22 protein-coding genes are annotated in these 23,960 nt (G+C 59.1%); 1 reads left to right on the top strand and 21 read right to left on the bottom strand.

Going from position 1 to position 23,960, the window contains the following annotated elements; translation table 11 throughout:
- Nucleotides 1–10 precede the first annotated feature (10 nt).
- The 11 genes from AC07R0_RS20030 to AC07R0_RS19980 all read right to left on the bottom strand — a co-directional run bounded on the left by AC07R0_RS20030 (nucleotide 11) and on the right by AC07R0_RS19980 (nucleotide 12,981).
- Entirely contained in the window at nucleotides 11–766 is a 756-nt protein-coding gene (locus tag AC07R0_RS20030) for an ABC transporter permease (protein WP_495106147.1), read from the bottom strand.
- Entirely contained in the window at nucleotides 763–1,701 is a 939-nt protein-coding gene (locus AC07R0_RS20025) for an ABC transporter ATP-binding protein (RefSeq protein ID WP_495106146.1), read from the bottom strand. The genes AC07R0_RS20030 and AC07R0_RS20025 overlap by 4 nt, the downstream gene beginning before the upstream one ends.
- 80 nt (nucleotides 1,702–1,781) lie before the next feature.
- A complete protein-coding gene (locus AC07R0_RS20020; RefSeq protein WP_495075180.1) occupies nucleotides 1,782–2,048 on the bottom strand; it encodes an STAS domain-containing protein in 267 nt (88 codons plus the stop codon).
- A gap of 2 nt (nucleotides 2,049–2,050) precedes the next feature.
- On the bottom strand, nucleotides 2,051–2,692 hold the full coding sequence (locus AC07R0_RS20015) for an MlaC/ttg2D family ABC transporter substrate-binding protein (RefSeq protein WP_495106145.1): 642 nt from the start codon (nucleotides 2,690–2,692) through the stop codon (nucleotides 2,051–2,053).
- Between the two features lie 133 nt (nucleotides 2,693–2,825).
- Entirely contained in the window at nucleotides 2,826–3,548 is a 723-nt protein-coding gene (locus tag AC07R0_RS20010; protein WP_495106144.1) for an MlaA family lipoprotein, read from the bottom strand.
- A 25-nt stretch (nucleotides 3,549–3,573) separates the two neighbouring features.
- Nucleotides 3,574–4,074: an outer membrane lipid asymmetry maintenance protein MlaD gene (gene mlaD, locus AC07R0_RS20005; protein WP_495075177.1), complete on the bottom strand. Its 501-nt coding sequence runs from the start codon at nucleotides 4,072–4,074 to the stop codon at nucleotides 3,574–3,576.
- A 9-nt stretch (nucleotides 4,075–4,083) separates the two neighbouring features.
- Nucleotides 4,084–4,866, bottom strand: a complete 783-nt coding sequence (gene mlaE, locus AC07R0_RS20000; protein ID WP_495075176.1) for a lipid asymmetry maintenance ABC transporter permease subunit MlaE — start codon at nucleotides 4,864–4,866, stop codon at nucleotides 4,084–4,086.
- Nucleotides 4,863–5,705 carry an ABC transporter ATP-binding protein gene (locus AC07R0_RS19995; protein WP_495075175.1) on the bottom strand — a complete coding sequence of 281 codons (843 nt, stop codon included), beginning with the start codon at nucleotides 5,703–5,705 and terminating at the stop codon, nucleotides 4,863–4,865. Before AC07R0_RS19995 ends, mlaE begins: the two co-directional genes overlap by 4 nt.
- A gap of 169 nt (nucleotides 5,706–5,874) precedes the next feature.
- Nucleotides 5,875–7,353, bottom strand: coding sequence for a glutamate synthase subunit beta (locus AC07R0_RS19990; protein WP_495075174.1), 1,479 nt, complete (start codon nucleotides 7,351–7,353; stop codon nucleotides 5,875–5,877).
- Between the two features lie 17 nt (nucleotides 7,354–7,370).
- Nucleotides 7,371–12,101, bottom strand: a complete 4,731-nt coding sequence (locus AC07R0_RS19985) for a glutamate synthase-related protein (protein WP_495106143.1) — start codon at nucleotides 12,099–12,101, stop codon at nucleotides 7,371–7,373.
- 181 nt (nucleotides 12,102–12,282) lie between these two features.
- A complete protein-coding gene (locus tag AC07R0_RS19980) occupies nucleotides 12,283–12,981 on the bottom strand; it encodes an REP-associated tyrosine transposase (RefSeq protein ID WP_495106142.1) in 699 nt (232 codons plus the stop codon).
- A gap of 159 nt (nucleotides 12,982–13,140) precedes the next feature.
- On the opposite strand from AC07R0_RS19980, the gene AC07R0_RS19975 reads away from it, so the two are divergent.
- Nucleotides 13,141–13,497: a hypothetical protein gene (locus tag AC07R0_RS19975; protein ID WP_495106141.1), complete on the top strand. Its 357-nt coding sequence runs from the start codon at nucleotides 13,141–13,143 to the stop codon at nucleotides 13,495–13,497.
- Nucleotides 13,498–13,500: 3 nt separating this feature from the next.
- Here the strand turns inward: AC07R0_RS19975 and AC07R0_RS19970 are convergent, their stop codons facing one another.
- The 10 genes from AC07R0_RS19970 to AC07R0_RS19925 all read right to left on the bottom strand — a co-directional run bounded on the left by AC07R0_RS19970 (nucleotide 13,501) and on the right by AC07R0_RS19925 (nucleotide 23,950).
- Nucleotides 13,501–14,388 carry a class I SAM-dependent methyltransferase gene (locus AC07R0_RS19970; RefSeq protein ID WP_495106140.1) on the bottom strand — a complete coding sequence of 296 codons (888 nt, stop codon included), beginning with the start codon at nucleotides 14,386–14,388 and terminating at the stop codon, nucleotides 13,501–13,503.
- A complete protein-coding gene (locus tag AC07R0_RS19965) occupies nucleotides 14,369–14,953 on the bottom strand; it encodes a DUF1415 domain-containing protein (RefSeq protein WP_495106139.1) in 585 nt (194 codons plus the stop codon). Before AC07R0_RS19965 ends, AC07R0_RS19970 begins: the two co-directional genes overlap by 20 nt.
- Entirely contained in the window at nucleotides 14,950–15,597 is a 648-nt protein-coding gene (locus AC07R0_RS19960; RefSeq protein WP_495106138.1) for a hypothetical protein, read from the bottom strand. Before AC07R0_RS19960 ends, AC07R0_RS19965 begins: the two co-directional genes overlap by 4 nt.
- 31 nt (nucleotides 15,598–15,628) lie before the next feature.
- Nucleotides 15,629–16,783, bottom strand: coding sequence for a deoxyguanosinetriphosphate triphosphohydrolase (locus AC07R0_RS19955; protein ID WP_495106137.1), 1,155 nt, complete (start codon nucleotides 16,781–16,783; stop codon nucleotides 15,629–15,631).
- A 74-nt stretch (nucleotides 16,784–16,857) separates the two neighbouring features.
- The gene (aroB, locus tag AC07R0_RS19950; protein WP_495106136.1) at nucleotides 16,858–17,982 is read right to left on the bottom strand and encodes a 3-dehydroquinate synthase; all 1,125 of its coding nucleotides are present in this window, start codon (nucleotides 17,980–17,982) and stop codon (nucleotides 16,858–16,860) included.
- 46 nt (nucleotides 17,983–18,028) lie between these two features.
- A complete protein-coding gene (locus AC07R0_RS19945; protein ID WP_495075165.1) occupies nucleotides 18,029–18,553 on the bottom strand; it encodes a shikimate kinase in 525 nt (174 codons plus the stop codon).
- Nucleotides 18,550–20,577, bottom strand: coding sequence for a hypothetical protein (locus AC07R0_RS19940; protein WP_495106135.1), 2,028 nt, complete (start codon nucleotides 20,575–20,577; stop codon nucleotides 18,550–18,552). Before AC07R0_RS19940 ends, AC07R0_RS19945 begins: the two co-directional genes overlap by 4 nt.
- 33 nt (nucleotides 20,578–20,610) lie before the next feature.
- Nucleotides 20,611–22,755, bottom strand: a complete 2,145-nt coding sequence (locus tag AC07R0_RS19935; protein ID WP_495106134.1) for a type IV pilus secretin PilQ — start codon at nucleotides 22,753–22,755, stop codon at nucleotides 20,611–20,613.
- A complete protein-coding gene (locus AC07R0_RS19930; RefSeq protein ID WP_495075162.1) occupies nucleotides 22,752–23,294 on the bottom strand; it encodes a pilus assembly protein PilP in 543 nt (180 codons plus the stop codon). The genes AC07R0_RS19935 and AC07R0_RS19930 overlap by 4 nt, the downstream gene beginning before the upstream one ends.
- Entirely contained in the window at nucleotides 23,291–23,950 is a 660-nt protein-coding gene (locus tag AC07R0_RS19925; RefSeq protein WP_495075161.1) for a type IV pilus inner membrane component PilO, read from the bottom strand. Before AC07R0_RS19925 ends, AC07R0_RS19930 begins: the two co-directional genes overlap by 4 nt.
- Between the last annotated feature and the right edge of the window lie 10 nt (nucleotides 23,951–23,960).

Genomic DNA, 23,960 nt, shown 5'->3' with positions numbered 1-23,960 from the left:
ATTTTTTTAATTAGCCGCGGATCTTGTAGCCTATGCGCAGCAGGTTCACGGTGATGGCGCTGACCACAACCAGCGCAGTGCCGACGATGCCCAGGCTGATCCAGGGCGATACGTCGCTGACGCCAAAGAAGCCGTAGCGGAAGCCGTCGATCATGTAGAAGAACGGGTTCAGGTGGCTGACGGTCTGCCAGAACGGCGGCAGCGAGTGGATGGAATAGAACACGCCGCTCAAGAAGGTCATGGGCATGATGACGAAGTTCTGGAACGCTGCCATCTGGTCGAACTTCTCAGCCCACAGGCCGGCGATGATGCCTAACGTGCCCAGCAGGGCCGCGCCCAGCACCGCGAACACGATGATCCACAGCGGGGCCACAAAGCTGGCGCCGGTGAAGATGGCCGTGACCACAAACACCCCGGCGCCGACCAACAGGCCGCGCGCCACGGCCGAGCCGGTATAGGCCCAGAACCAGCCCCAGTGGGACAGCGGGGTCAGCAGCACAAACACCAGGCTGCCCATGATCTTGCTCTGGATCAGAGAGGACGAACTGTTGGCAAAGGCGTTTTGCAGCACGCTCATCATCACCAGGCCGGGCACCAGGAAGGCTGTGTAGTTGATCGTGCCGTAGACCAGGGCCTTGCCTTCCAGCACATGGCCGAAGATCAGCAGGTACAGCACGGCGGTCAGCACCGGCGCGCCCACGGTCTGGAAGCCGACCTTCCAGAAACGCAGCGATTCCTTATACAAAAGGGTTTGCCAGCCGGTCATACCGCCACTCCGTTGGCCACATAGCCGTTGGTCATCACATCCAGGAACACGTCTTCCAGATCGGCCTTGCGAATTTCGACATCTTCTGCTGTCAAACCTGCCTCACGGACAGCCGCCAAGTAGCGCTCGATCTCGGCCGCGTTGTGCGCGGGGAACTGTACGATTCGGCCGGTAATCCGGGCCTGCTGCGCAAGAGTGCTGGGCAGCTCGCTATCCACTTTGAAGCGCAACACATTGCTGGAGGCATTTTTCAGCAGCTCGCTGGTGCGGTCCAGCGCCACCACCCGGCCCTGCTTTAGCATGGCGATGCGCGAGCACAGGGCCTCGGCTTCTTCCAGGTAATGGGTGGTCAGCAGCACCGTATGGCCCTGCTTGTTGAGTTTGGCGATGAACTGCCACAGGGTCTGGCGCAGCTCCACGTCAACGCCGGCCGTGGGTTCATCGAGCACGATCACCGGCGGCTTGTGCACCAGGGCCTGGGCCACCAGCACGCGGCGCTTCATGCCGCCAGAGAGCTGGCGCATATTCGAATTTGCCTTGTCGGCCAGGCCCAGGCTTTCCAGCAATTCATCGATCCAGGCGTCGTTGTTCTTCACGCCAAAGTAGCCCGACTGGATGCGCAGCGCCTCGCGCACATTGAAAAATGGATCGAATACCAGCTCCTGCGGCACCACGCCCAGCTGGCGACGCGCGTTGGCGTAGTCGCTCACCACGTCGTGGCCGTGCACCAGCACCTTGCCTCCGGTGGCACGATTTAGTCCGGCCAGGATGCTGATCAGCGTGGTCTTACCCGCTCCATTCGGCCCGAGCAGGCCAAAAAATTCCCCCTGGGCGATATCGAAGCTGACGCTGTCGAGGGCGGTGAGGGGGGGATTTTTAGCGCCGCGGGGGCTGGCGTAGGTCTTGGAGACCTGCTGGAAGGAGATGGCTGGCATGGGCCGGTGATTTTAACGGCTAGGCCCGGCCGCCGTCGGAGCAGGGCTTTCCGCCCGGCGGGGCAATTTAGGACGTGTTCTTAGGCCGCCGGCAACAAGCCCGCTACGCCGTACAGTCCCGCCAAGTCCGCCAAGCGTTGGGGCAACCCGCGTACCGCGAAAGAACGGCCCAGACTGAAGCTCTCGCGGCGGCATTCCAGCAGCACGGCCAGGGCGGACGAATCGAAGCTGGTCAGTGCCGTGGCGTCCACGACCACCGCACCGGGCTGCGAACGCAGGCCCTGCAGCAGCATGTGCAGGGATGCGGTCGCCTGTGCGTGGGTCAACTCAACGGGCAAGACCAACACGCTCAGCCCTTTTTGGCGTTGGTCTGGTTGCGCGTGGTCAGCGTGGTGATCAGACCGTCAATGCCCTTGGCATTGATCTCGGACGCGAACTGGCTGCGGTAGGTTTCCACCAACCAGACGCCCAGCACGTTCAAGTTGAAGATCTTCCAGCCTGCGCCGTCGCCAGGGGTCTTTTCCAGGCGGTAGTCCAGTTGAATAGGATCACCATGGCCTTTGACCTCGGTGCGCACGACGACTTCCTTGTCGTCCGCAGCCGCGCGGAAGGGTTTCAGGCTGATTTCCTGGTCGTTGGTGACCTGGGCCAGGGCGCCGGAATAGGTACGCACCAGCAAAGTCTTGAACTCATCCTGCAAGCGCTTTTGTTGCTCGGGCGTGGCTTGGCGCCAGCCGGGGCCGACGGCGGCGGCCGTCATGCGCTGGAAGTTCACGTTGGGCATGATCTTGGTATCGACCAGGCCCATGATCTTGTTCACATTGCCCTGCTGCAGGCTTTTGTCCGCCTTGATGGTGTCCAGCACATCGGTGGAGATGCGCTTCACCAGGACGTCTGGCGCCTCATCGGCGGCAAACACCTGCATAGACGTGGCAGACGCCACAGCCAACACTACACCAGCGGCCCAATGGCCCAAAGAACGACGTTTCATACACTCTTTCTCTCAGCGGGAAAAGCCCGCACCTCAATAATGGAACGGCCTACCGATGGGTTGACCCAGACGGCGGCAGCGGCGTGCAATTTGCACAAGGCTTACATAGCAAGCCTTAAAAAATACCTAATACCTATTTGGGCGCATCCGCCGACGCATCTGGCGGATTGCCGTCATACACCTCATTGGTGCGCAGCTGCAGGTAGAAATCGCGGGTGAACGTGTATTTGTCCAGCGCGGCATCTTCCAGTGCAGCGGTGGCACGCAACAAATTGGCCCGTGTGTCGATCAGGCTCAGACCATACAAGCGATCACGGTCACCCGAGTGCGGCACGGCGTTCAGCATATTGCCCTGGGCATCCACCGGCAAGGCAGCGGCATCACGTATCGTGGATGGGCCCAGCAGCGGGACCACCAGATACGGGCCGGACGGCACGCCCCAGCTGCCCAGGGTCTGGCCGAAATCTTCCTTATGGCGCTCCAGGCCCATATCGGTCGCCAGGTCAAAAACACCACCTATGCCGAACACGGTGTTGATGCTGAAGCGCATCCAGCTCTCCACCGCGTTCTGGCCCTTGCCCTGCAAGGCGTTGTTGGCCGTATTCCAGACTTCGCCCAGGTTGGAGAAGAAATTGCTCACCCCGGTGCGCACCAGTGGAGGCGTCACCTTGGTATAGGCCGTGGCCACCGGTTTGAACACCGCGTTGTCCACGACTTCATTGAAGCCATAGATCTTGCGGTTCATCGGCTCCAGTGGATCGCGTGGATTGGCCTGCGGGCCTGTGGCGCATGCAGACACCAAAGCCAACAGGCCTCCAGCGCAGCTATATCGTGCGTATCTAGCTATATTTTTCATAGTAAACAACCAAGCTTGTGTATTTTTATTTTTTAGGTGCGGACGCCGGAGCGGCTGCCGGCGTGGACGGGCCATCGGCTGCTTTGCTGTACAGGAACTGGCTGATCAGGTTTTCCAGCACCACGGCGGATTGCGTCGTGGAAATCGTGTCACCAGCCGCCAGCGTCTTTTCTTCGGCACCGGCTTCTATGCCAATGTACTGCTCACCCAGCAAGCCACTGGTCAGAATTTTCAGCGAGCTGTCTTTGGGAAAAGCGTAACGCGTATCCATGGACAAAGTGACCTTGGCCTGGAAAGATTTGTCATCAAAAGTAATGCTCTCGACCCGCCCCACCACCACGCCAGCACTCTTCACCGCTGCCTTGGGCTTGAGGCCGCCGATATTGTCGAACTTGGCACTCACGGTATAGCCGGTCTGGAAATTCAGCGACAGCAGATTGGCCGACTGCAGGGCCAGAAATAACAAGGCCACCGCACCCAGCAGCACAAAAAAACCTACCCACACATCGTTTTTCGAGCGTTGCATAAAACTGCCTTAAATAGAAAACATGGTGGCGGTGAGCAGGAAGTCCAACGCAAGCACCGCCAACGAAGCCACCACCACCGTGCGCGTGGTCGCACGCGACACCCCTTCGGGCGTGGGCTGGGCCTCATAACCTTGCAGCAGCGCGACAAAGCTTACGGTGAAGCCAAAAACCACACTTTTGATCACGCCATTGCCGACATCCTTGAAGACGTCTACGCCCCCCTGCATCTGGCTCCAGAAAGCCCCGGCGTCTACCCCAATCATCAGCACGCCCACAATCCAGCCGCCAATAATGCCCACCGCACTGAACAAAGCCGCCAGCAAAGGCAGGGTGATCACACCGGCCCAAAAGCGCGGCGCAAGAATACGCTGCACGGGGTCCACGGCCATCAGCTCCATGGCGCTCAGCTGCTCACCCGCCTTCATCAGGCCGATGCCGGCTGTCAGCGAGGTGCCAGCACGCCCGGCAAATAGCAAAGCCGTGATGACAGGCCCCAACTCACGCACCAGACTCAGGGCCACCAACAGGCCCAGGGCCTCCGAAGAACCGTAGCGCTGCAGCGTGTAATAGCCCTGCAAGCCCAGCACAAAGCCGACGAACAGACCGGACACACCGATCAGCGCCAGCGAATAATTACCCAGAAAGTGGATCTGGTCACGCACTAGGCCAAAGCGCTTGAGCGAGCCACCCAGCGACGCCAGCAGGCGCAGAAACAAACGCGTGCCGTGGCCGATGTCGGCCAGTTTGGAACGCACCGCGAAACCGACATCCGATGGCTTGTACCAAGTCATGGCCGGCCTCCTGCGCGCGGCACCGTACGCAAGCCGGCACCGAAATCCTGGTCCACCGTCGGGCCTGGGTAATGGAAGCGCACCGGGCCATCGGGCAAGGCATTGATGAATTGGTGTACCAGAGGGTCGGTGCTGGTACGCACCTCATCCGGCGTGCCCTGGGCCACGATTTTCCCGTTGGCCAGTACCACCACCTTGTCGGCAATATGGAAGGTTTCGTCCAGATCGTGCGAAACGATGACGCTGGTCAGGCCCATGGTGTCATTGAGTTCACGGATCAAACGGGCCGAGGTGCCCAGAGAAATCGGGTCCAGACCGGCAAAGGGTTCGTCATACATCACCAGATCCGGGTCCAGTGCAATCGCGCGGGCCAGGGCGACGCGGCGGGCCATGCCGCCCGACACCTCGCTGGGCATCAGGTCGCGCGCACCGCGCAGGCCCACCGCGTTAAGCTTCATCAGCACGATGTCGCGCACCAGCGCGTCGGACAAATCAGTGTGCTCGCGCAATGGGAAGGCCACGTTGTCGAACACCGTCATGTCGGTAAACAGCGCGCCGAACTGGAACAGCACACCCATGCGGCGCCGCGCCGCGTACCAACCCGCCTGGTCAAATGCGGCAACGTTCTGGCCGTCCAGCAACAGCTCGCCCGACTGGGCCTGGATCTGGCCGCCGATCAGGCGCAACACGGTGGTTTTACCGCCGCCGGAGGCCCCCATGAGTGCCGTCACCTTGCCGCGCGGAATGCTCAGCGTGATGCCGTCCAGTACCGGGCGCTCCCCATACCCGAAGGTGAGCTGGCGTATTTCAACGAGGTTGTCTGGTGTGGCTGTGGTCATAGAAAGGCAAAAGCCGGAACGCTTCCGGCTTTTGCATGATAAGGGATAGTCCTAGGGCTTGGCCTGTAGCGCCTAGCAAATCCATACATACTTGTATGTATGTATGTAAAGCCCAACACCCCGACATCCATAATGGAGTGCAGCCAATGGCTGCACTCCATCTGATTTTTTAGCGAGGCAGATCGCTGAAACCCATCAGGAACTCGTCAACGGCACGAGCCGCCTGACGCCCCTCGCGAATCGCCCACACCACCAGGCTCTGGCCGCGGCGGATGTCGCCGGCAGCAAACACCTTGGGCACATTAGTGGCATAGCCGCCGGTAAAGTCGGTATGCGCCTTGGCATTGCCACGGGCATCTTTCTCAATGCCAAAAGCGTCCAGCACGCTGGCGACGGGGCTTACAAAGCCCATGGCCAGCAGCACCAGGTCGGCCTTCATGGTGACTTCGGTACCGGGGATTTCGACCAGCTTGCCGTCCTTGAACTCGACGCGCACGGTTTTCAGGCCGGTGACCTTGCCTTTTTCGCCGATGAATTCCTTGGTGGAGATGGCGAATTCGCGCTCGCAGCCTTCTTCATGGCTGGAACTGGTGCGCAGCTTGATCGGCCAGTAGGGCCAGGTCATGGGGCGGTTTTCTTCTTCGGGCGGCTGGGGCATGACCTCGAACTGGGTCACGCTGACCGCGCCATGGCGGTTGCTGGTGCCCACGCAGTCGGAGCCGGTGTCGCCGCCGCCGATGACGATAACCTTCTTGCCATCGGCACGTAGCTGGCCTTTGACCTTGTCGCCGGCGTTGACCTTGTTCTGCTGGGGCAGGAATTCCATCGCGAAATGGATGCCGTCCAGATCGCGGCCGGGCACGGGCAGGTCGCGCGATTGCTCGGCGCCACCGGTCAGCACCACGGCGTCGAAGTCTTTTTGCAGCTGCTCGGGGGTGACGGTGTCCTTGGCCCAGTTGGTGACCTTGGAGCCCTTGCCCAGCGGGTCCTTGGCCGCGCCGACCATCACGCCGGTGCGGAAGGTCACGCCCTCGGCGGTCATCTGCTCGACACGGCGGTCGATGTGGCTCTTTTCCATCTTGAAGTCGGGGATGCCGTAGCGCAGCAGGCCGCCGACGCGGTCGTTCTTCTCGAACAGGGTGACGTCGTGGCCGGCGCGCGCCAACTGCTGGGCCGCGGCCAAGCCGGCGGGGCCGGAGCCGACCACCGCCACCTTCTTGCCGGTCTTGTGCTTGGCGACACGCGGTTTCACCCAGCCCTCATCCCAGGCGCGGTCGATGATGGCGTGCTCGATGGACTTGATGCCCACCGGCAGGTCGCTGACGTTCAGCGTGCAAGCCGCCTCGCAGGGCGCGGGGCAGATGCGGCCGGTGAACTCGGGGAAGTTGTTGGTGCTGTGCAGCACCTCGATGGCGTTTTGCCAGTCGCCGCGGTACACCAGATCATTGAAGTCGGGAATGATGTTATTGACCGGGCAGCCGTTGTTGCAGAACGGAATGCCGCAGTCCATGCAGCGCGCGCCCTGGATCTTGGCCTGCGATTCGTCGAGCCCGACGACGAATTCCTTGTAGTGTTTCAAACGCTCGGCTGGTGGCTTGTAGCCCTCTTCCAGCCGGCCGTATTCCATGAAGCCTGTGACTTTTCCCATGATTGAATCCTTGTTCTTTACTTAGCCGGCACTGCTTCATTTTTAATAGCTGCTTGCGCAGATGCCGCCTGCGCTAGAGCCACTTTTTTTGCATGCAATTCACCCAGGGCGCGCTGGTACTCCAGCGGGAACACCTTGATGAACTTGCCACGGGCTTCGGTCCAGTTGTCCAGCAGATCGCGGGCGCGCTTGCTGCCGGTCCAGCGGTTGTGGTCTTCCAGCAGCTTCTTCAGCTGGGCTTCGTCGGTCTGGCCGTTGTGCCATTGGTCGGCCACGCCCAGGCCCTGCTGTTCACCCGAAGGCAGCACTTTTTCCAGCGACACCATGGACATATTGCAGCGCTTTGCGAACTGGCCGTCTTCGTCGTACACATAGGCGACGCCGCCGCTCATGCCGGCAGCGAAGTTGCGGCCGGTCTTGCCCAGGATCAGCGCGGTGCCGCCGGTCATGTATTCGCAACCGTGGTCGCCCGTGCCTTCGACCACCGTGGTGGCGCCCGACAGACGCACCGCGAAGCGCTCGCCAGCGACACCGCTGAAGAAGGATTCGCCGCTGGTCGCGCCGTACATCACGGTGTTGCCGACGATGGTGTTCAGCGTGGCCGCGCCGCGGAAGTCGATGCTGGGTCGCACCACGATACGGCCGCCGCTCAGGCCCTTGCCGGTGTAGTCATTCGCATCGCCGATCAGGTACAGCGTGATGCCGTTGGCCAGGAAGGCGCCGAAGGACTGGCCGCCCGTGCCTTCCAGCTGGATGCGGATGGTGTCGTCGGGCAGGCCTTCAGGCCGCACCTTGGTCAGCGCGCCGGACAGCATGGCGCCCAGCGAACGGTTCACGTTGCGCGCCACTTCCATGAACTTGACCTTCTCGCCGCGCAGGATGGCGGGCTGCGATTTCTCGATCAGCACGTTGTCCAGCGACTTCTCCAGGCCGTGTTCCTGGTCTTGCACGTGGTAGCGCGGCACATCGGCCGGCACATTCGGCTGGGCGAACAGGCGGTTGAAGTCCAGGCCGCTGGCCTTCCAGTGGGCGATGCCCTTGCGGGTGTCGAGCAGGTCGGCACGGCCAATCAGGTCGTCGAACTTGCGGATACCCAGCTGAGCCATGATCTGGCGCACTTCTTCGGCGATGAAGAAGAAGAAGTTCACCACATGCTCGGGCCGGCCCTGGAATTTCTTGCGCAACACCGGGTCTTGCGTGGCCACGCCCACCGGGCAGGTGTTCAGATGGCATTTGCGCATCATGATGCAGCCCTCGACCACCAGCGGCGCGGTGGCGAAGCCGAATTCATCGGCGCCCAGCAGCGCGCCGATGGCGACGTCACGGCCGGTTTTCATCTGGCCGTCGGCCTGCACACGGACGCGGCCGCGCAGGCGGTTCAGCACCAGGGTCTGCTGGGTTTCGGCCAGGCCGATTTCCCACGGACCGCCTGCATGCTTGATCGACGACCAAGGCGATGCGCCGGTGCCGCCGTCATGGCCGGCGATCACGATGTGGTCGCTCTTGCACTTGGTCACGCCTGCGGCGATGGTGCCGACGCCGACTTCCGACACCAGCTTGGTGCTGATGCTGGCGTGCGGCGCCACGTTCTTCAGATCGTGGATCAGCTGGGCCAGATCTTCGATCGAATAGATGTCGTGGTGCGGCGGGGGCGAAATCAGGCCCACGCCCGGCACCGAGTGGCGCAGCTTGCCGATGTACTCGGACACCTTGCCGCCGGGCAGTTGGCCGCCCTCGCCCGGCTTCGCGCCCTGGGCCATCTTGATCTGGATCTGGTCGCTGGAGACCAAATACTCGGCGGTCACACCGAAGCGGCCCGAAGCCACCTGCTTGATGCGCGAACGCAGCGAGTCGCCGTCTTGCAGCGGATAGTTGGTGGCTTCCACCACCTCAGGGCCGATGATCTCGCGCAGGGTCTGGCCTTGCTTAATCGGGATGCCTTTCAGCTCTTGCCGATAACGGGCCGGGTCTTCGCCGCCTTCGCCGGTGTTGCTCTTGCCGCCGATGCGGTTCATGGCCACGGCCAGGGTGGTGTGGGCTTCGGTGGAGATCGAGCCCATGGACATGGCGCCGGTAGCGAAACGCTTGACGATTTCCTTCGCCGGTTCGACTTCTTCCACCGGAATCGCCTTGGCCGGGTCGATCTTGAATTCGAACAGGCCGCGCAAGGTCATGTGGCGGCGGCTCTGGTCGTTGATCAGCTGGGCATATTCCTTGTAGGTGTTCCAGTTGTTCGAACGCGCGCTGTGCTGCAGCTTGGCGATAGCGTCGGGCGTCCACATATGCTCTTCGCCGCGGGCGCGCCAGGCGTATTCACCGCCAGCGTCCAGCATGCTGGCCAGCACCGGGTCGTCGCCAAACGCGGCCTTGTGCATGCGCAGGGCTTCTTCAGCGATCTCGAACACGCCAATGCCTTCGACGCGGCTGGAGGTGCCGGTGAAGTACTTGGACACGGTGTCCTGGTTCAGGCCGATCACCTCGAACAGCTGCGCACCGCAGTAGCTCATGTAGGTGGACACGCCCATCTTCGACATGATCTTCGACAAGCCTTTGCCGATGGCCTTGACGTAGTTGTAGATGGCTTTCTCGGGCGACAGGTCGCCGGGCAGGTCCTTGTGCAGGTCGGCCAGGGTTTCCATCGCCAGGTAGGGGTGGATGGCTTCGGCGCCATAGCCGGCCAGCACGCCGAAGTGGTGCACTTCGCGGGCGGTACCGGTTTCGACCACCAGGCCGGTGGTGGTGCGCAGGCCATTGGTCACCAGGTGCTGGTGGATGGCGCTGCTGGCCAGCAGGGCGGGAATGGCGATCTGGGTGGCGCTGACGGCGCGGTCGCTGACGATCAGGATGTTCTTGCCACCCTTGATCGCGTCCACGGCTTCGGCGCACAGCGAGGCCAGCTTGGCTTCCACGCCCTCACGGCCCCAGCTTGCGGGGTAAGTGATGTCCAGCGTGGCACTCTTGAACTTGCCATGGGTGTGGCGCTCGATGTCGCGCAGCTTGGCCATGTCCTCGAAGTCAAGGATGGGCTGGGCTACTTCCAGGCGCATCGGCGGGTTCACCTGGTTGATGTCCAGCAGGTTGGGCTTGGGACCGATGAAGGACACCAGCGACATGACGATGGCTTCGCGGATCGGGTCGATCGGCGGGTTCGTCACCTGGGCGAACATCTGGCGGAAGTAGTTGTACAGCGGCTTGTTCTTGTCGCTGAGCACGGCCAGCGGGCTGTCGTTGCCCATGGAGCCAATGCCTTCTTCCCCGGCCTGGGCCATGGGGGACAGCAGGAACTTGACATCTTCCTGGGTGTAGCCAAACGCCTGCTGGCGGTCCAGCAGAGCCGTGTCGCTGCCTGGCGCGGGAGCCGCATCAGCAGGCACGCTGTCCAGCTTGATACGCAGGTTGTCGATCCACTGCTTGTAGGGCTTGGTGTTGACGATGTTGGCCTTGAGCTCTTCGTCGTCGATCATGCGGCCTTGTTCCAGGTCGATCAGGAACATCTTGCCGGGCTGCAGACGCCATTTACGAACAATCTTGTTCTCGGGCACGGGCAGCACGCCGGATTCCGAGGCCATGATGACCAGGTCGTCGTCGGTCACGCAGTAGCGAGAGGGGCGCAGGCCGTTGCGGTCCAGCGTGGCGCCGATCTGGCGGCCATCGGTGAAGACGATGGAGGCCGGGCCATCCCAGGGCTCCATCATCGCGGCGTGGTATTCATAGAAGGCGCGGCGGCGCTCGTCCATATTGGTGTGCTGCTCCCAGGGCTCGGGGATCATCATCATCACGGCCTGGCTGATGGGGTAGCCAGCCATGGTCAGCAGTTCCAGGCAGTTGTCGAAGGTGGCGGTGTCCGACTGGTTGGCGAAGCTGATGGGGTACAGCTTGGCCAGGTCGGCGGCCAGCACCGGCGAGGCCATCACGCCTTCGCGGGCCTTCATCCAGTTGTAGTTGCCTTTAACGGTGTTGATCTCACCGTTGTGCGCCACATAGCGGTATGGGTGGGCCAGTGGCCACTCGGGGAAGGTGTTGGTGGAGAAGCGCTGGTGCACCAAGCCGATAGCCGAGATACAGCGCTCGTCGGACAAATCCTTGTAGTACACGCCAACCTGGTCGGCCAGCAGCAGACCCTTGTAGATCACCGTGCGGCTGGACATGCTGGGCACGTAATACTCTTTGCTGTGTTTGAGCTTCAGATTCTGGATGTTGGCACTGGCGGTCTTGCGGATCACATACAGCTTGCGCTCCAACGCGTCCTGCACGATCACGTCGTCGCCGCGGCCGATGAACACCTGCTTGAGCAGCGGCTCGGTCTTGCGCACCGTGGGAGACATGGGCATATCCTTGTCCACCGGCACATCGCGCCAGCCCAGGAACACCTGGCCTTCGGCCTTGATGGCGCGTTCCATTTCCTGTTCGCAAGCCTGGCGCGAAGCATGCTCCTTGGGCAGAAAGATCATGCCCACGCCATATTCACCAGCGGCTGGCAGGGTCACGCCCTGCTTGGCCATTTCTTCGCGGTATAGCGCGTCGGGGATCTGGATCAAGATACCCGCGCCGTCGCCCATGAGCTTGTCGGCACCGACAGCACCACGGTGGTCGATGTTCTCCAGGATCTTCAGTGCCTGGGTGACGATATCGTGGCGTTTCTCGCCCTTGATATGCGCCACAAAACCCAAGCCGCAAGCGTCATGCTCGTTGCCGGAAGAATACAAACCGTGGTCGTTGAGATACTGGATCTCGGCAGCCGTTGTCATGGGCGCTCTCCTAAATGTTTTCGCGGGGATGGCAAGCATAAAGGACTGCAACAACAATGCCAAGCGCAACAATTGGGGTCAGATTCCAATTAAATTCTAAGTAAATTCATCAACAAATATTTAGGGACACATCAAAATACATAGCAAATAATGTACATTGAATAAGCGCAGGAAGCATTTTTCATGCTCCATTTTTTCGCGACACTGGACGGCCAGCGGCTGACTGGGTCAGCCTGCGATCGGTTCTCTTTTGTAAATTTGCAACAAAATCAACATCCCCCAACGCCCATCCCCGAAGCGCTGATTCAGTCAATTCGCGCTGCTGGGCCGCTGTAATGCCAACCTGCACCAAATTGGCGTAGGCCGCTTCGCGGGCAAAAGGCGTGTTGCCCAAGTTCCACCACAAGGGGTGGGGCGTCACCAGCTTGTCAGCACGCAGGCCGATCGCATGGCCGTAGCTGGACCACGGATAGTCGCGCGGGTCCTGTACCAGGCCAGCACGCACGGGATTCAGGTCGATATAGACCATGCAGGCCAACAGATAGCGCTCGGTCTGGACCAGCGTGGACCGGTAGCGCCCTTCCCACAGCGTGCCGCTGCGGCCCTGCCTATCATTGAAGTAACGCACATAGCGCCGCCCTACCGCCTGCATCATCTGGGGCAAGCCCTGCTCTGTTTCCGGCGTGGCCAGCAAATGGAAATGGTTGCCCATCAGGACGTAGGCATGCACCTGCACTTCAAAACGCTTGGCGTTCTCGGCCAACAGGTCCATAAAGAAGTCGTAGTCCGCAGCGTCCGCAAAGATGGCCTGGCGGTTGTTGCCGCGCTGGATCACGTGGTGAGGAACACCGGGCAAGGTCAGTCGGGGAAGGCGGGCCATACGGGGAAGGAAAGTTGGAACCAAGTTACGCCGATGGTAATTGGAATCTGACCCCCATTTTTCTTTACAAAAGATTACGGCAAAGGTTGTAGATGCCTGACGGCCATCAATTGTTATAGAAGGGTCGGCAACATGTGGCTTGCCGTGGAGAAACACACAATGCGTATTCGACTAGCGGCTCCGGTTCTGGTGGGTTTATTGGGCGCAGTGGCGCTGTCTGGCTGCGTAGTGGCGCCACCCAGGCAACAGATCGTCTACACCACGCCGGCACAGCCCGCCGGCCCGGTGGTGTACACCGAAGTAGCGCCTCCACCACCCCAGACCGAGGTGATTGGCGTAGCACCTGCTCCTGGCTACTTCTGGCTGTCAGGCGTGTGGATTTGGGAGGGCGGCCGCCATGTGTGGCACCCCGGTCATTGGGAGGCTCACCGCCCAGGCTATACCTGGACGCCTCACCGCTGGGTGCAGACCGGCCACGGCTGGCAACTGCACGGTGGTTTCTGGGCGCGTGGCTAGAAGCTAAACGCTGGCACTGGCTTCGGGCAGCTTGAAACGTGTGTCCGCCAGGCCAGCCAAGCCAAACTCGGCCAGCAGACTCGCCAAGCGCTCGGCAGCGGCACGCTTTTTCTGGCCGGTATATTTGGCGATGATGAGCTCGTTCTTCATGCTGTGCTCCCAGCCCACCAGCTCGGTCACGGTAACCTGGTAGCCCCAGGCCTCCAGGTACAGGCAGCGCAACACATTGGTGATCTGGCTGCCCAGTTCTCTGGTGTGCAACGGGTGGCGCCACAACTCCGCCAGCGGAGTTTTGGTGCCGTTCAAGGCCTTGTTCTGGCGCAGGCAGGCGGCCACCTCGGCCTGACAGCAGGGCACCAGCACCATGGCCTTCGCCTTTTTTTGCAGGCCGAAGGCGATGGCATCATCCGTCGCCGTGTCGCAAGCATGCAGCGCGGTGACCACATCGATGCGCGATGGCAGCAGGTCTGAGTCGGTGGATTCGGCAACACTCAGGTTCAAAAACGACATGCGGCCGAAGCCCAGGCGCGCCGCCAACTCCTGCGACTTCGCGACCAGCTCGGCACGTGTTTCTATGCCGTAGATATGGCCTGCCCCCTGCGCCTTAAAGAACAGGTCGTAGACGATAAAACCCAGGTAAGACTTGCCCGCCCCGTGGTCGGCCAGGGTCAAGCCGCCCTCGCCCGCTGGCATCTCTTTCAGCAGCTTTTCGATGAACTGGAACAGGTGGTAGACCTGCTTGAGTTTGCGGCGCGAGTCCTGGTTGAGTTTGCCGTCGCGGGTAAGGATGTGCAGCTCTTTGAGCAGCTCCACGGACTGGGCAGGATCGATTTCAGGCGGCAGCGCCGGGACTTTGGGTTCAGCCGCCGGCCTATTTTTGGGGGTCTTCATGCGGGGATTTTCCCACGCCAAGCGCATCCCAGCCGGCTTGCCCCAATGCTTCAAGAGTTTCCATATTGCGCTCGAAGATGGCTTCGGCCTCGGGGAAGGCAGCTACGGCACGGTCGATGCTAGCCTCGCGCAGCAAATGCAGGCAGGGGTAAGGAGCGCGGTTGGTGCAGTTGGTGATGTCGCCAGGCTCGGTTCCGCCAAACTGGAAGTCAGGGTGGAAGCTGGCGATCTGTACTATCCCTTCGAGTCCCATGCGGCGTAGCACGCGGTCGGCCTCGCCCAGGAAAGCATTGAAGTCCAGAAAGTCGTGCAGCACCCTCGGCGCTATCAAAAGAGTAGTATCTCGTGCAGACGGCTCCTGCGCCAGCAGCCCATTAAGCTCTTCAATCAGTTGCTCGCGCAAAGCCTCGGCATCCTGCGCCGAACTGACGGCATAGTGGATCTGCCCCTTGGTATGCACTGCCTTGGCAAAGGGGCACAGGTTCAGGCCAATCACGGCGCGCTCCAGCCAGCGGCGCATGTCATCCACCACGGTGGCGTCGCTGGGGACCATGGCTGTAGTCATAGAAACCGGTTCGGCTGGGCCAGCAGCAGGCGCGCCAGCTCGTCCATCAGGCCCTGATTGATGTTTGCGGCGGGCCGCTCGGCGTTCAATACATCAAAGCCATTAGCGTTGCTGATGCGGAATGCCAGCAGGGCCTGGTCATGGTCAGGCGTGATGCGCACACTACCCATCAGCTCGGTCATATATTCAAAACGAATGGACAAAAGTTTGCGCGACTCGGGGTGGCGTATCTCTTGCCGGTCGTGCTTCAGCCGGCCCAAGGTCAAGCGGGACTCGACACGCTCCAGATCGGGTGGAAAGTTGACGCTGACAGCCCCCTTTACCGGCGGCCCCTCCAGCGGCACCACACGCCAGCCCATGCCGATGTAATCCACCACATCGACACCACGCAGCCGCTTCTGGCGTACATCGCATCGGAAATCCACCAGGCGCATGGCGGGCCAGGGGGTCTTGCCGTCAAGCGAGAACGCCGGCGCGGGGGGCGTGATCACATTCAGCTGCTGGGCCAAGTCCACCAAGTAGCTGGCAATCGTCTTGCAGGCTGCCTCGGTCTGGGCCACACGGGTCTCGGCCGTGTGCTGCTGCGCACTGTGCTGATCGCGCAACGCATGGGCCTGGTTTTTGAGTTGGTTCAGAAAACTCATCGCGGCTCCAAATCACATAGGCATGGGGTCATCATCCCCACAATTTCTGGCCCGTCAGGCGTTCGTGCTCGCGGGCGGCGTAGCGGTCCGTCATGCCGGCGATGTAGTCGGCCACATTGCGCGGCACAGCTTCGGCCTGGCGCGTGGTAAAGCGCGCCGGCATCTCCTGTGGAGCCGCCAGATAGGCTTCAAACAGCTGGCGCACCATGGTCTTGGCCAATGCCATGGTGTCCACCACCTGGGGGTGGCGGTACAGGTTTTTCATCAAAAAGCGCTTCAGTTCCAACGATTGGACACGCATCTGCGGGCTGAACGACAACAGAGGTGGGCACAGCCGCGCGGCATCCGCATCGACGGGAGCCGCCGCCTGCACAGCGACTTGGGTAGCAGCAATCACGTCATACACCTGGGCGCTGAGCATGCGGCGGATGGACTCGTACAACAGGCGGCGGGCCGGCAGCTGTGGATATTCCGCCAAGGTTTGGTCATGAAAATGGGCTACCAGCGGCACCTCTTGCAGTTGCTCCAGCGTGATCAGGCCAGAACGCACGCCGTCATCAATGTCGTGTGCGTTGTAGGCGATTTCGTCCGCCAGATTGCACAGCTGCGCCTCCAGACTGGGCTGGGTATGCGCCAGAAAGCGCTGGCCCACGTCCCCACGTCCGTCGGGGTGCGCGGACGCCAAGGCCTCCAGCTTTTCAGCATTGGTGCGGGAGCAGTGCTTCAAAATACCTTCACGGGTCTCAAAAGTGAGGTTCAAGCCGTCGAACTGGGGGTAGCGCTCTTCCAGTGCATCGACCACGCGCAAGCTTTGCAAGTTGTGCTCAAAACCGCCGTAGTCGGCCATACAGGCGTTCAACGCATCCTGGCCCGCATGGCCAAACGGGGTATGGCCCAGGTCGTGCGCCAGAGCAATCGCCTCCACCAGGTCTTCGTTCAGCGCCAGCGCCCGGGCGATGGAACGGCCCAGTTGCGCCACCTCGATGGAGTGGGTCAGACGGGTGCGGAACAGGTCACCTTCGTGGTTCAAAAACACCTGGGTTTTGTAAACCAGACGCCGGAAGGCTGTGGAGTGGACGATGCGGTCGCGGTCGCGCTGGTATTCGGTGCGCGTGGGTGCCGCTACTTCCGGGAAGCGACGGCCCCGCGTAAGGGCCGGGTTGCAGGCGTAAGGGGCTAATTGCATCTTTCCAATCCAACAGGCCGCCAGCGCTTATATTTCCTGCGCAAGCAGCTACCAATTAAATAGCAAACAGACTCCTAGGTGCAGCAGAAGTCCACCACTTCACGCACCAGCGCATCGGGTGCACCGCGCATCACAGCTTTACCTGGCGGCTGTATGAGTACAAACTTGATTTCACCGGCCTCGGACTTTTTGTCCACCCGCATCAGCTGCAGGTAGCGGCCCGCGTTGTCGGCAGCATCCAGCACGGCGCCGCGCGTGGGCAAACCCGCCTGCTGCACCAGGCGGGTCAGCCGCTCAACAAACAGCATGTCCACGCCACCCAGGCGCTGAGACAAATGCGCAGCCATCACCATGCCGCTACCCACGCCCTCGCCGTGCAGCCAGGCGCCGTAGCCCATGCCCGCCTCGATAGCGTGACCAAAGGTGTGGCCAAAATTCAGAATCGCCCGCAGACCGGACTCGCGCTCATCCTGGCCCACCACATGGGCCTTGATCTCACAGCTGCGCTTGACGGCGTAAGCCAGAACGGTTGGATCGCCTGCGCGCAAAGCATCTATATTCGCCTCCAGCCAATCCAGCAGCGCCATGTCGGCAATGGGGCCGTATTTGATGACCTCAGCCAAGCCGGCGCTTAGCTCACGCGCAGGCAAGGTGGCCAAGGTATCCAGATCGCACACCACTTTGCAGGGCTGGTAGAAGGCGCCCACCATGTTCTTGCCCAGCGGATGGTTAATGGCCGTTTTACCGCCCACCGAAGAGTCCACCTGCGCCAACAGCGTAGTGGGCACTTGCACAAAAGGCACTCCGCGCATATAGCTGGCGGCTGCAAATCCGGTCATATCCCCCACCACACCGCCACCCAGAGCGAACAGCACCGTCTTGCGGTCACAGCCGTGGCCCAGCAGGGCGTCGAAAATCAGATTCAGGGTTTCCCAGGTCTTGTAAGCCTCGCCATCGGGCAGCACCACGGTATGGATAGCCGCGTAACGCCCTTGCAGTGCGACCTGCAACCGCTGGGCGTACAACGGACCCACTGTGGTATTCGTCACGATCAAGGCCGCAGCAGCGCGCGGCAGATCCGCCCAGGTAGCAGGGTTGTCCAGCAACTGGGTGCCGATCACGATGGGATAGCTGCGGTCACCCAGGCTGATGGAAACGGTTTGGGGGGTGATGGCTGAAGTAGCGGAAATGGCATGCATAGCCGCACAGTTTAAGGCGGAACGCCGGGCCTGCCTGCGGTACAACTCACTCAGTTGGAGGACGCGGCGTACCCAGCTCCAACTGCATCACGATCATGTTCACGAGACTGGCGACCGAGGGTCGACCGGTTTCAATCACGAAATGCGCCGTCTCCCGGTACAAGGGGTCGCGCACCGCAAACAGATCACGCAAACGGGTCAAAGGATCGTTCACCTGCAGCAAAGGGCGATTCACGTCATTGCGCACGCGGCGAAATACTTCTTCAGGCGTGGAACGTAGGTAGACCACCTGGCAACGCTCCTGCAAATGCAGGCGATTGGCCGGCCGCAAGGTTGCGCCACCACCAGTCGCCAGCACGCCATGCGGCTGCAGCGTCAGCTCATCCAATACAGCCTCTTCCACATCGCGGAAACGCGCTTCCCCCTCACGTTCAAAGAACTCACGGATAGAGCAGCCTATGCGCTGCTCGATGACGTGGTCTGAGTCGGTGAAGGGGACTTGCAGCCGTCGGGCGAGTTGACGCCCGACGGTGGATTTACCGGAGCCGGGGAGGCCTACGAGACTAATCAAAAGCTCACAGTGGTAGAAACAAGAGCGGGCGTTTTAACGGTGACCTTTACCGAAACCGTCGTGCAGTCAGAATCACCACTCAAAACAATATCATGCAAGTCACCATTCGGTGAGTTTGTTACTACGTTGGGACTAACTGCAGTTACCGTACAAGTCGCACCACTGGATGTAATAGCGGCAGTCACAGTTGAACCTGTAGGCATCGCGTTATATAGACCTGGCTGACCAAAGACAGTCCCTCGGGTAATAAGGCTGCTAGTTGTACTATCCTGCGTGTAGGGCGCAAACGTATTGGTGTCATGCACCCATACGGTGAATCCATTGACAGTCTTTGTAAATGTTGCTGTGGTAAAGCCCCTGACATCAGTCGAACTCCTGTCCACCCCCTGAATCGTAGCGTCAGAAGTAGCCAACGTAATAATGGTTTCTTTCCGCACACGAACAGCACTGCTCCAAGTCCCATCGCATGTGCCAGCAATCGCCGGATATGTATTCGTAGGGGTTACACAGGTTGACGAGTTGGTACTTGTATCAATTATCTGCTCGCCACTGACCCATGTCCCATCTTCTCGGATATCAAGGTAAGCCTTGCCTACGTCGTAAAAAGTCTCACCGGACTGCCAAACGTTATCACCATTCAGATCAACAAAGCTTTCCTCTCCATCAAGATACGCCAGAATCGACACGCGGCCATTGATAGGGCGCGTTCCCTGGCTCGTATATGTAACCGTACATGCTGACGATGTGGTGGTACAGCTACCAGTGACCAAACCCGCACTTGCCACAAAATTTACCGAGGTTCCATCTGGCACTGGGTTACCCAAGCGGTCAGCAAGACGCATGGTCAAAGAAGAAGTCACTCCATCGGTATTCCAGGCTTCAATACTCAACTTGGTAGCGCTCAAGGACGCGGCATTCTGCGTAGCAGCCCCCGTTGTAACAATCACTCCTAAGGAGGACGCGTAAACCGTGCTATCCGAGGCCAGCGTTGCCGTCACGGTTACAGTAGTCGGCAATGTTCCGGCAGCCACCGTAATAGAAGCATACCCACTGCTATCACTGCTTCCCGTCTGATCAGCCGTGCTAGTGCTACCGCTCAGCGAAAACTTTACGCCCGATGCAATAGACGCAGACGACAAGGAAAAAATCACGCTCTGAGAAGCCATTCCTGTCGAACTACTGTCTAAAACCTGAAATTTAATGACAGATGTTTTACTTCCGCTTGCCGCACTGGAGACATACATCGTAGTAGGCGTCGCGGACGTAAACACAATATTTGCAGCCTTGACCGCAGAAACGGCAATTGTCTTAGTAACCGAGGTAGCACCCGTAGCCGATGCAGTCAAAGTCACTGACGTAGAAGCACAGCCAGCCACAGATTGATAGGTAGAACTCGCAAGGCCACTGCTATTGGTGGTCGCGCTACTTGGGCTAAACGAACCACAACTAGCAGAGAAGGTCACCACAACACCAGAGGCAGCCGTACCGTCGACGCTGCCAACAACGGTAACCGCCGAAGTCTCCAACGCACCAATAGTCGAAGGAGACGTCGTCAAGCTGCTCAACACCACATTTGAAGAAGCGGTACTAAAGTTCAAGGAACCGGATATAGAGGTACTGCTTACCGTAGCAGAAGCAGTCAAAGTCGCCGCGCCAGTAGTTGTCAAAGTAAGGGGACTAATTGCAACCTTAGCTACGCCACTGCTATCAGTCAACGCCGTGGCCGCAGCGGCATTTCCCGCCAGCGTAGCAACGGTGTAATCCGTTGAGAATGTCACCAACTGATTTGCCAAAACTACACCATTTGCATTAGCAACAACCGCTTTGGCATAGTAAGTACTGCTCTTGCTAATCGAGTTCGCACTCAACGTAGTACCTGCAGCATTAACCAACGAGACTGCAACAGTGGGCGTACTTGTAGTTGTCGTAGTTGTTGATGAAGAGGTTCCTACGTCGCCCCCCCCTCCGCATGCAGCCAGCATAGCCGTTACCACCAACCATACCCAATACTTTAGATAACGCATACTTCTATTTCCTACTTTCTAATTCAGTACCTGTTAACGTGCCGCCGAGCGCTCAATAATCATCTTAGGTGTAATAAATACCAACATTTCCTTCTTGGTACTTGCCTGGGTTTTTGTTTTGAAAAGGTTGCCCAAATAAGGAATATCACCCAACACCGGCACCTTGGTCACGCTGTCCGACTCGTCCAGAGTAAAGATACCGCCGATTACCACCGTACCGCCGTTTTCCACCAGCACTTGGGTTTTGATGTGCTTAGTGTCAATGGCAATACCGGCCGCAGTCGTCTCACCACGGCTATCCTTGTTGATATCCAGGTCCAAAATAATGTTGCCTTCAGGCGTAATCTGCGGAGTGACTTCCAGCTTCAGATTTGCCTTGCGGAAGGCGACAGATGTTGCACCGCTAGATGTTGCCTGCTGATAGGGGAACTCGGTGCCTTGCTCAATCAAGGCCTTGGTCTGGTCGGCCGTCACGATACGCGGGCTTGATACCAGCTTGCCTTTGCCATCGTTTTCCAAAGCCGATATCTCCAAGTTCAAGAAGCGATTCGCTGCACTGCTAAAAATGGACAACGCAAAAGACGCTGCGTCATACCCCCCTTGCCCTACAGCCCCCAGATTCACAAAATTGCTACTGGTATCCACGGCTGACCCGCTTGAACCATTGCTGGCCGTCACATTGCTGTAACTCGTGCCGACCGTAAAGCGGGTATTGCCAGAAAGTCCATAGCTGCCAGCAGCAGTTCCTGACGTTGTTGAACTTCCTGCCGTTGAACCCAGCTTCACGCCCAGCGATTTACCGAATGTATCCGAGGCCTCGACAATCCGCGCTTCAATCAAAACCTGACGCACTGCAATATCCAGCTTTTTGATGAGCTCCTGAACGGCCACCAAGCGACTCGGGATATCTGTTACGAATAACTGATTTGTACGTGGTTCAGAAATAGCCGTACCTCGTACGCTGAGGAAGCGTGGACCTGCGCCAGAGCCAGAGCCGCCGGTCGCTGAGCCACCCAACTGCGTCACGATGTCAGAAGCCTTGGCATAGTTCATTTGGAACGACTGGGTCTGCAAAGGCTCTAATGCTTGCATCGACGCAATGGATTCCAAGTCCTTCTTGGTACGCGCATCAATTTCGTCCTTGGGTGCAATCCACAGGACAGAGCCCGACTTGCGCATGCCCAAGCCCTTGGAGTCCATGATGATTTGCAACGCCTGATCCCAAGGCACATCTTTCAGGCGCAGGGTAACCGAACCCGTCACAGAGTCAGAGGTCACCACATTGAAGTTAGTAAAGTCGGCTATGACCTGCAACAGCGCTCGCACTTCAATGCTTTGGAAATTCAGCGACAGCTTCTCACCCGAGAACCCCGGCGTTTGCACCAGCTTGGTGGTGTCCACTTTTTGTTGACGAATCTCGACCACAAACTGACCATCGCTTTGATAAGCGCTGTGATCCCAAGCCCCCTTAGGCTCAATAACCATGCGCACACGATCACCCTGTTGGGTTGTGGTAATGGTTTGAACAGGGGTGCCAAAATCAGCAACATCCAAGCGGCGACGCAAACCCTCTGGCAGGGTGGAACTCAAGAACTCCACCACCAAACTCTGCCCTTGCTGGCGTACATCCACACCAACCTGGCTGTTTTGCAACGACACGATCACACGCCCAGCATTGTCATCCGCGCGGCGGAAATCAATATCCTTTAGCGGAGCCTTATCTCGACTGCCGTTATCCGCAAAAGTAGGCGCCGCAGCCATAACCGGAGCCGAAGCCACAGGGTCAAGCACTACCAGCAATGAGTTGCCCTTGATCTCTGCCTTGTAGGAAGTAGCCTGCTTCAGATTGAGCACCACGCGCGAACGCTCGCCCACTTGAACCACATTGACTGAACGCAAATTACCCTGGTTGACATCGATAGACGAACGGCCAATGCCGTTAGACACGCCAGGAAAATCCAATGCAATACGGGCAGGAGACTGAATGGACACTCCGGATGGCAAGGCTGCCAGTGGCGCAGAAAGATCAATACGAATGACCTCTGAGCCCCCTTGCAGGGAACCAGTCACAGATTCGATCGCAGTTTGGGCATGGGCAGCAACCGAGGCCACAGCCACCACCAACGCGATTACCAGACGGTCTAGCATGTGCCACCCCTTCAGATTTTGCTTTTTCATTTCGCTCCCTCTTGTAGCACCAAACTAGCCGGCCGCTCGACCCAATCACCCGTGGCGTCTTGCACGATTTCCCGCAAACTCATTTCAGACTCGTCAATCTTGGTTACCAAGCCGTAGTTCAAACCTAAGTGGTTGCCTACGCGAACTTGGTACAGCAAGTTGTCGATACGTACCAATGCCACAGGCTGACCAGCTTTGCGCAAGCTACCCACCATGACCATGGAGTCCACAGGATAGGCCTCAAGCGCCTCCTTGCGCCGGGCCAATTCTGGTGCAATCAATGCTGTGTTGGCCACACTTTGGGTGGAATCGCGCTTCAGTGCCTGAGTCAACTTCTGCAAGTTGAAAGGATCGACAGCGCCTTCTTGAGTATAGGCTTGGGGGATGAATTTTTTAGGCTCAACCAAAGGGGTGACACGTGGATGAACCGTACTGCGCTGCTCACTCATCCATTGACGCAACTCATCTTCGCCGGATGCGCCACACCCCGCCAGCATCGCAATCGAACACCCAACAAACGCATACGAAAGGAACCTCATTTTTTGGCTCCTGGCTTCTGCGCAGCAATTTCATCGGCATCCAGATAGCGGAAAGTGCGCGCAGTCACATCCATTGCCAAATTGCCATCAGCCAAAGGTTGAATGGAAAGATTATTTAACGTCACGATGCGCGAAAGATTTGCCACGTCGGAAGCGAAAGAGCCCATATCGTGATAGTGCCCCGTGACTTTCACGGCAATAGGAAGCTCGGCGTAATAGTCTTTGACGACCACTTGCCCGGGGCGAAAAACTTCAAACTGCAAACTACGCCCCAAACCAGCCTGATTGATATCTGACAACAATGCTGCCATTTCTGCCTTACTGGGCAATTGCTTTTCTAGCTGCGTCACATATTGCTGCACCTGTTCACGCTGCTTCTTCAGTGCGTCCAAGTTCACAGCCTTGGCAAATTTTTTCTGGTACGTATCACGCAGCTCCACCTCTTTAGCACGCTCAGCATTGAGGTCATCCTCGTAACTGTTAAGCCAAGCAAACCAAAGCGCAAAGACTACCGCCAAAATCACCGCCAAAAACAATAGCGCACGAGGAACGACTGGCCATTGCGATGGATCACTAGGGTGCAAATTGCGGAACTGCTTTTGCACACTCTCCTGTACCGCAGGAAAGTCAATATTGAATGAAAGTTTTTTAGCCATGACAGTCTTG

The sequence above is a fragment of the Rhodoferax sp. GW821-FHT07F03 genome, from assembly GCF_059418745.1.
Note: the sequence above shows the minus strand (reverse complement) of the source record. Positions and strands in the feature narration are given on the sequence as shown.

Coding starts and splice junctions, on each gene's coding strand:
- AC07R0_RS20030 (WP_495106147.1), bottom strand. CDS start 766: ATGACCGGCTGGCAAACCCTTTTGTATAAGGAATCGCTGCGTTTCTGG.
- AC07R0_RS19990 (WP_495075174.1), bottom strand. CDS start 7,353: ATGGGAAAAGTCACAGGCTTCATGGAATACGGCCGGCTGGAAGAGGGC.
- AC07R0_RS19980 (WP_495106142.1), bottom strand. CDS start 12,981: ATGGCCCGCCTTCCCCGACTGACCTTGCCCGGTGTTCCTCACCACGTG.
- AC07R0_RS19965 (WP_495106139.1), bottom strand. CDS start 14,953: ATGACTACAGCCATGGTCCCCAGCGACGCCACCGTGGTGGATGACATG.
- AC07R0_RS19995 (WP_495075175.1), bottom strand. CDS start 5,705: ATGACCACAGCCACACCAGACAACCTCGTTGAAATACGCCAGCTCACC.
- AC07R0_RS19970 (WP_495106140.1), bottom strand. CDS start 14,388: ATGAAGACCCCCAAAAATAGGCCGGCGGCTGAACCCAAAGTCCCGGCG.
- mlaE (WP_495075176.1), bottom strand. CDS start 4,866: ATGACTTGGTACAAGCCATCGGATGTCGGTTTCGCGGTGCGTTCCAAA.
- AC07R0_RS20015 (WP_495106145.1), bottom strand. CDS start 2,692: ATGAAACGTCGTTCTTTGGGCCATTGGGCCGCTGGTGTAGTGTTGGCT.
- AC07R0_RS19935 (WP_495106134.1), bottom strand. CDS start 22,755: ATGAAAAAGCAAAATCTGAAGGGGTGGCACATGCTAGACCGTCTGGTA.
- aroB (WP_495106136.1), bottom strand. CDS start 17,982: ATGCATGCCATTTCCGCTACTTCAGCCATCACCCCCCAAACCGTTTCC.
- AC07R0_RS19940 (WP_495106135.1), bottom strand. CDS start 20,577: ATGCGTTATCTAAAGTATTGGGTATGGTTGGTGGTAACGGCTATGCTG.
- AC07R0_RS19925 (WP_495075161.1), bottom strand. CDS start 23,950: ATGGCTAAAAAACTTTCATTCAATATTGACTTTCCTGCGGTACAGGAG.
- AC07R0_RS19930 (WP_495075162.1), bottom strand. CDS start 23,294: ATGAGGTTCCTTTCGTATGCGTTTGTTGGGTGTTCGATTGCGATGCTG.
- AC07R0_RS20010 (WP_495106144.1), bottom strand. CDS start 3,548: ATGAAAAATATAGCTAGATACGCACGATATAGCTGCGCTGGAGGCCTG.
- AC07R0_RS19985 (WP_495106143.1), bottom strand. CDS start 12,101: ATGACAACGGCTGCCGAGATCCAGTATCTCAACGACCACGGTTTGTAT.
- AC07R0_RS19955 (WP_495106137.1), bottom strand. CDS start 16,783: ATGCAATTAGCCCCTTACGCCTGCAACCCGGCCCTTACGCGGGGCCGT.
- AC07R0_RS19960 (WP_495106138.1), bottom strand. CDS start 15,597: ATGAGTTTTCTGAACCAACTCAAAAACCAGGCCCATGCGTTGCGCGAT.
- AC07R0_RS19975 (WP_495106141.1), top strand. CDS start 13,141: ATGCGTATTCGACTAGCGGCTCCGGTTCTGGTGGGTTTATTGGGCGCA.
- AC07R0_RS20025 (WP_495106146.1), bottom strand. CDS start 1,701: ATGCCAGCCATCTCCTTCCAGCAGGTCTCCAAGACCTACGCCAGCCCC.
- mlaD (WP_495075177.1), bottom strand. CDS start 4,074: ATGCAACGCTCGAAAAACGATGTGTGGGTAGGTTTTTTTGTGCTGCTG.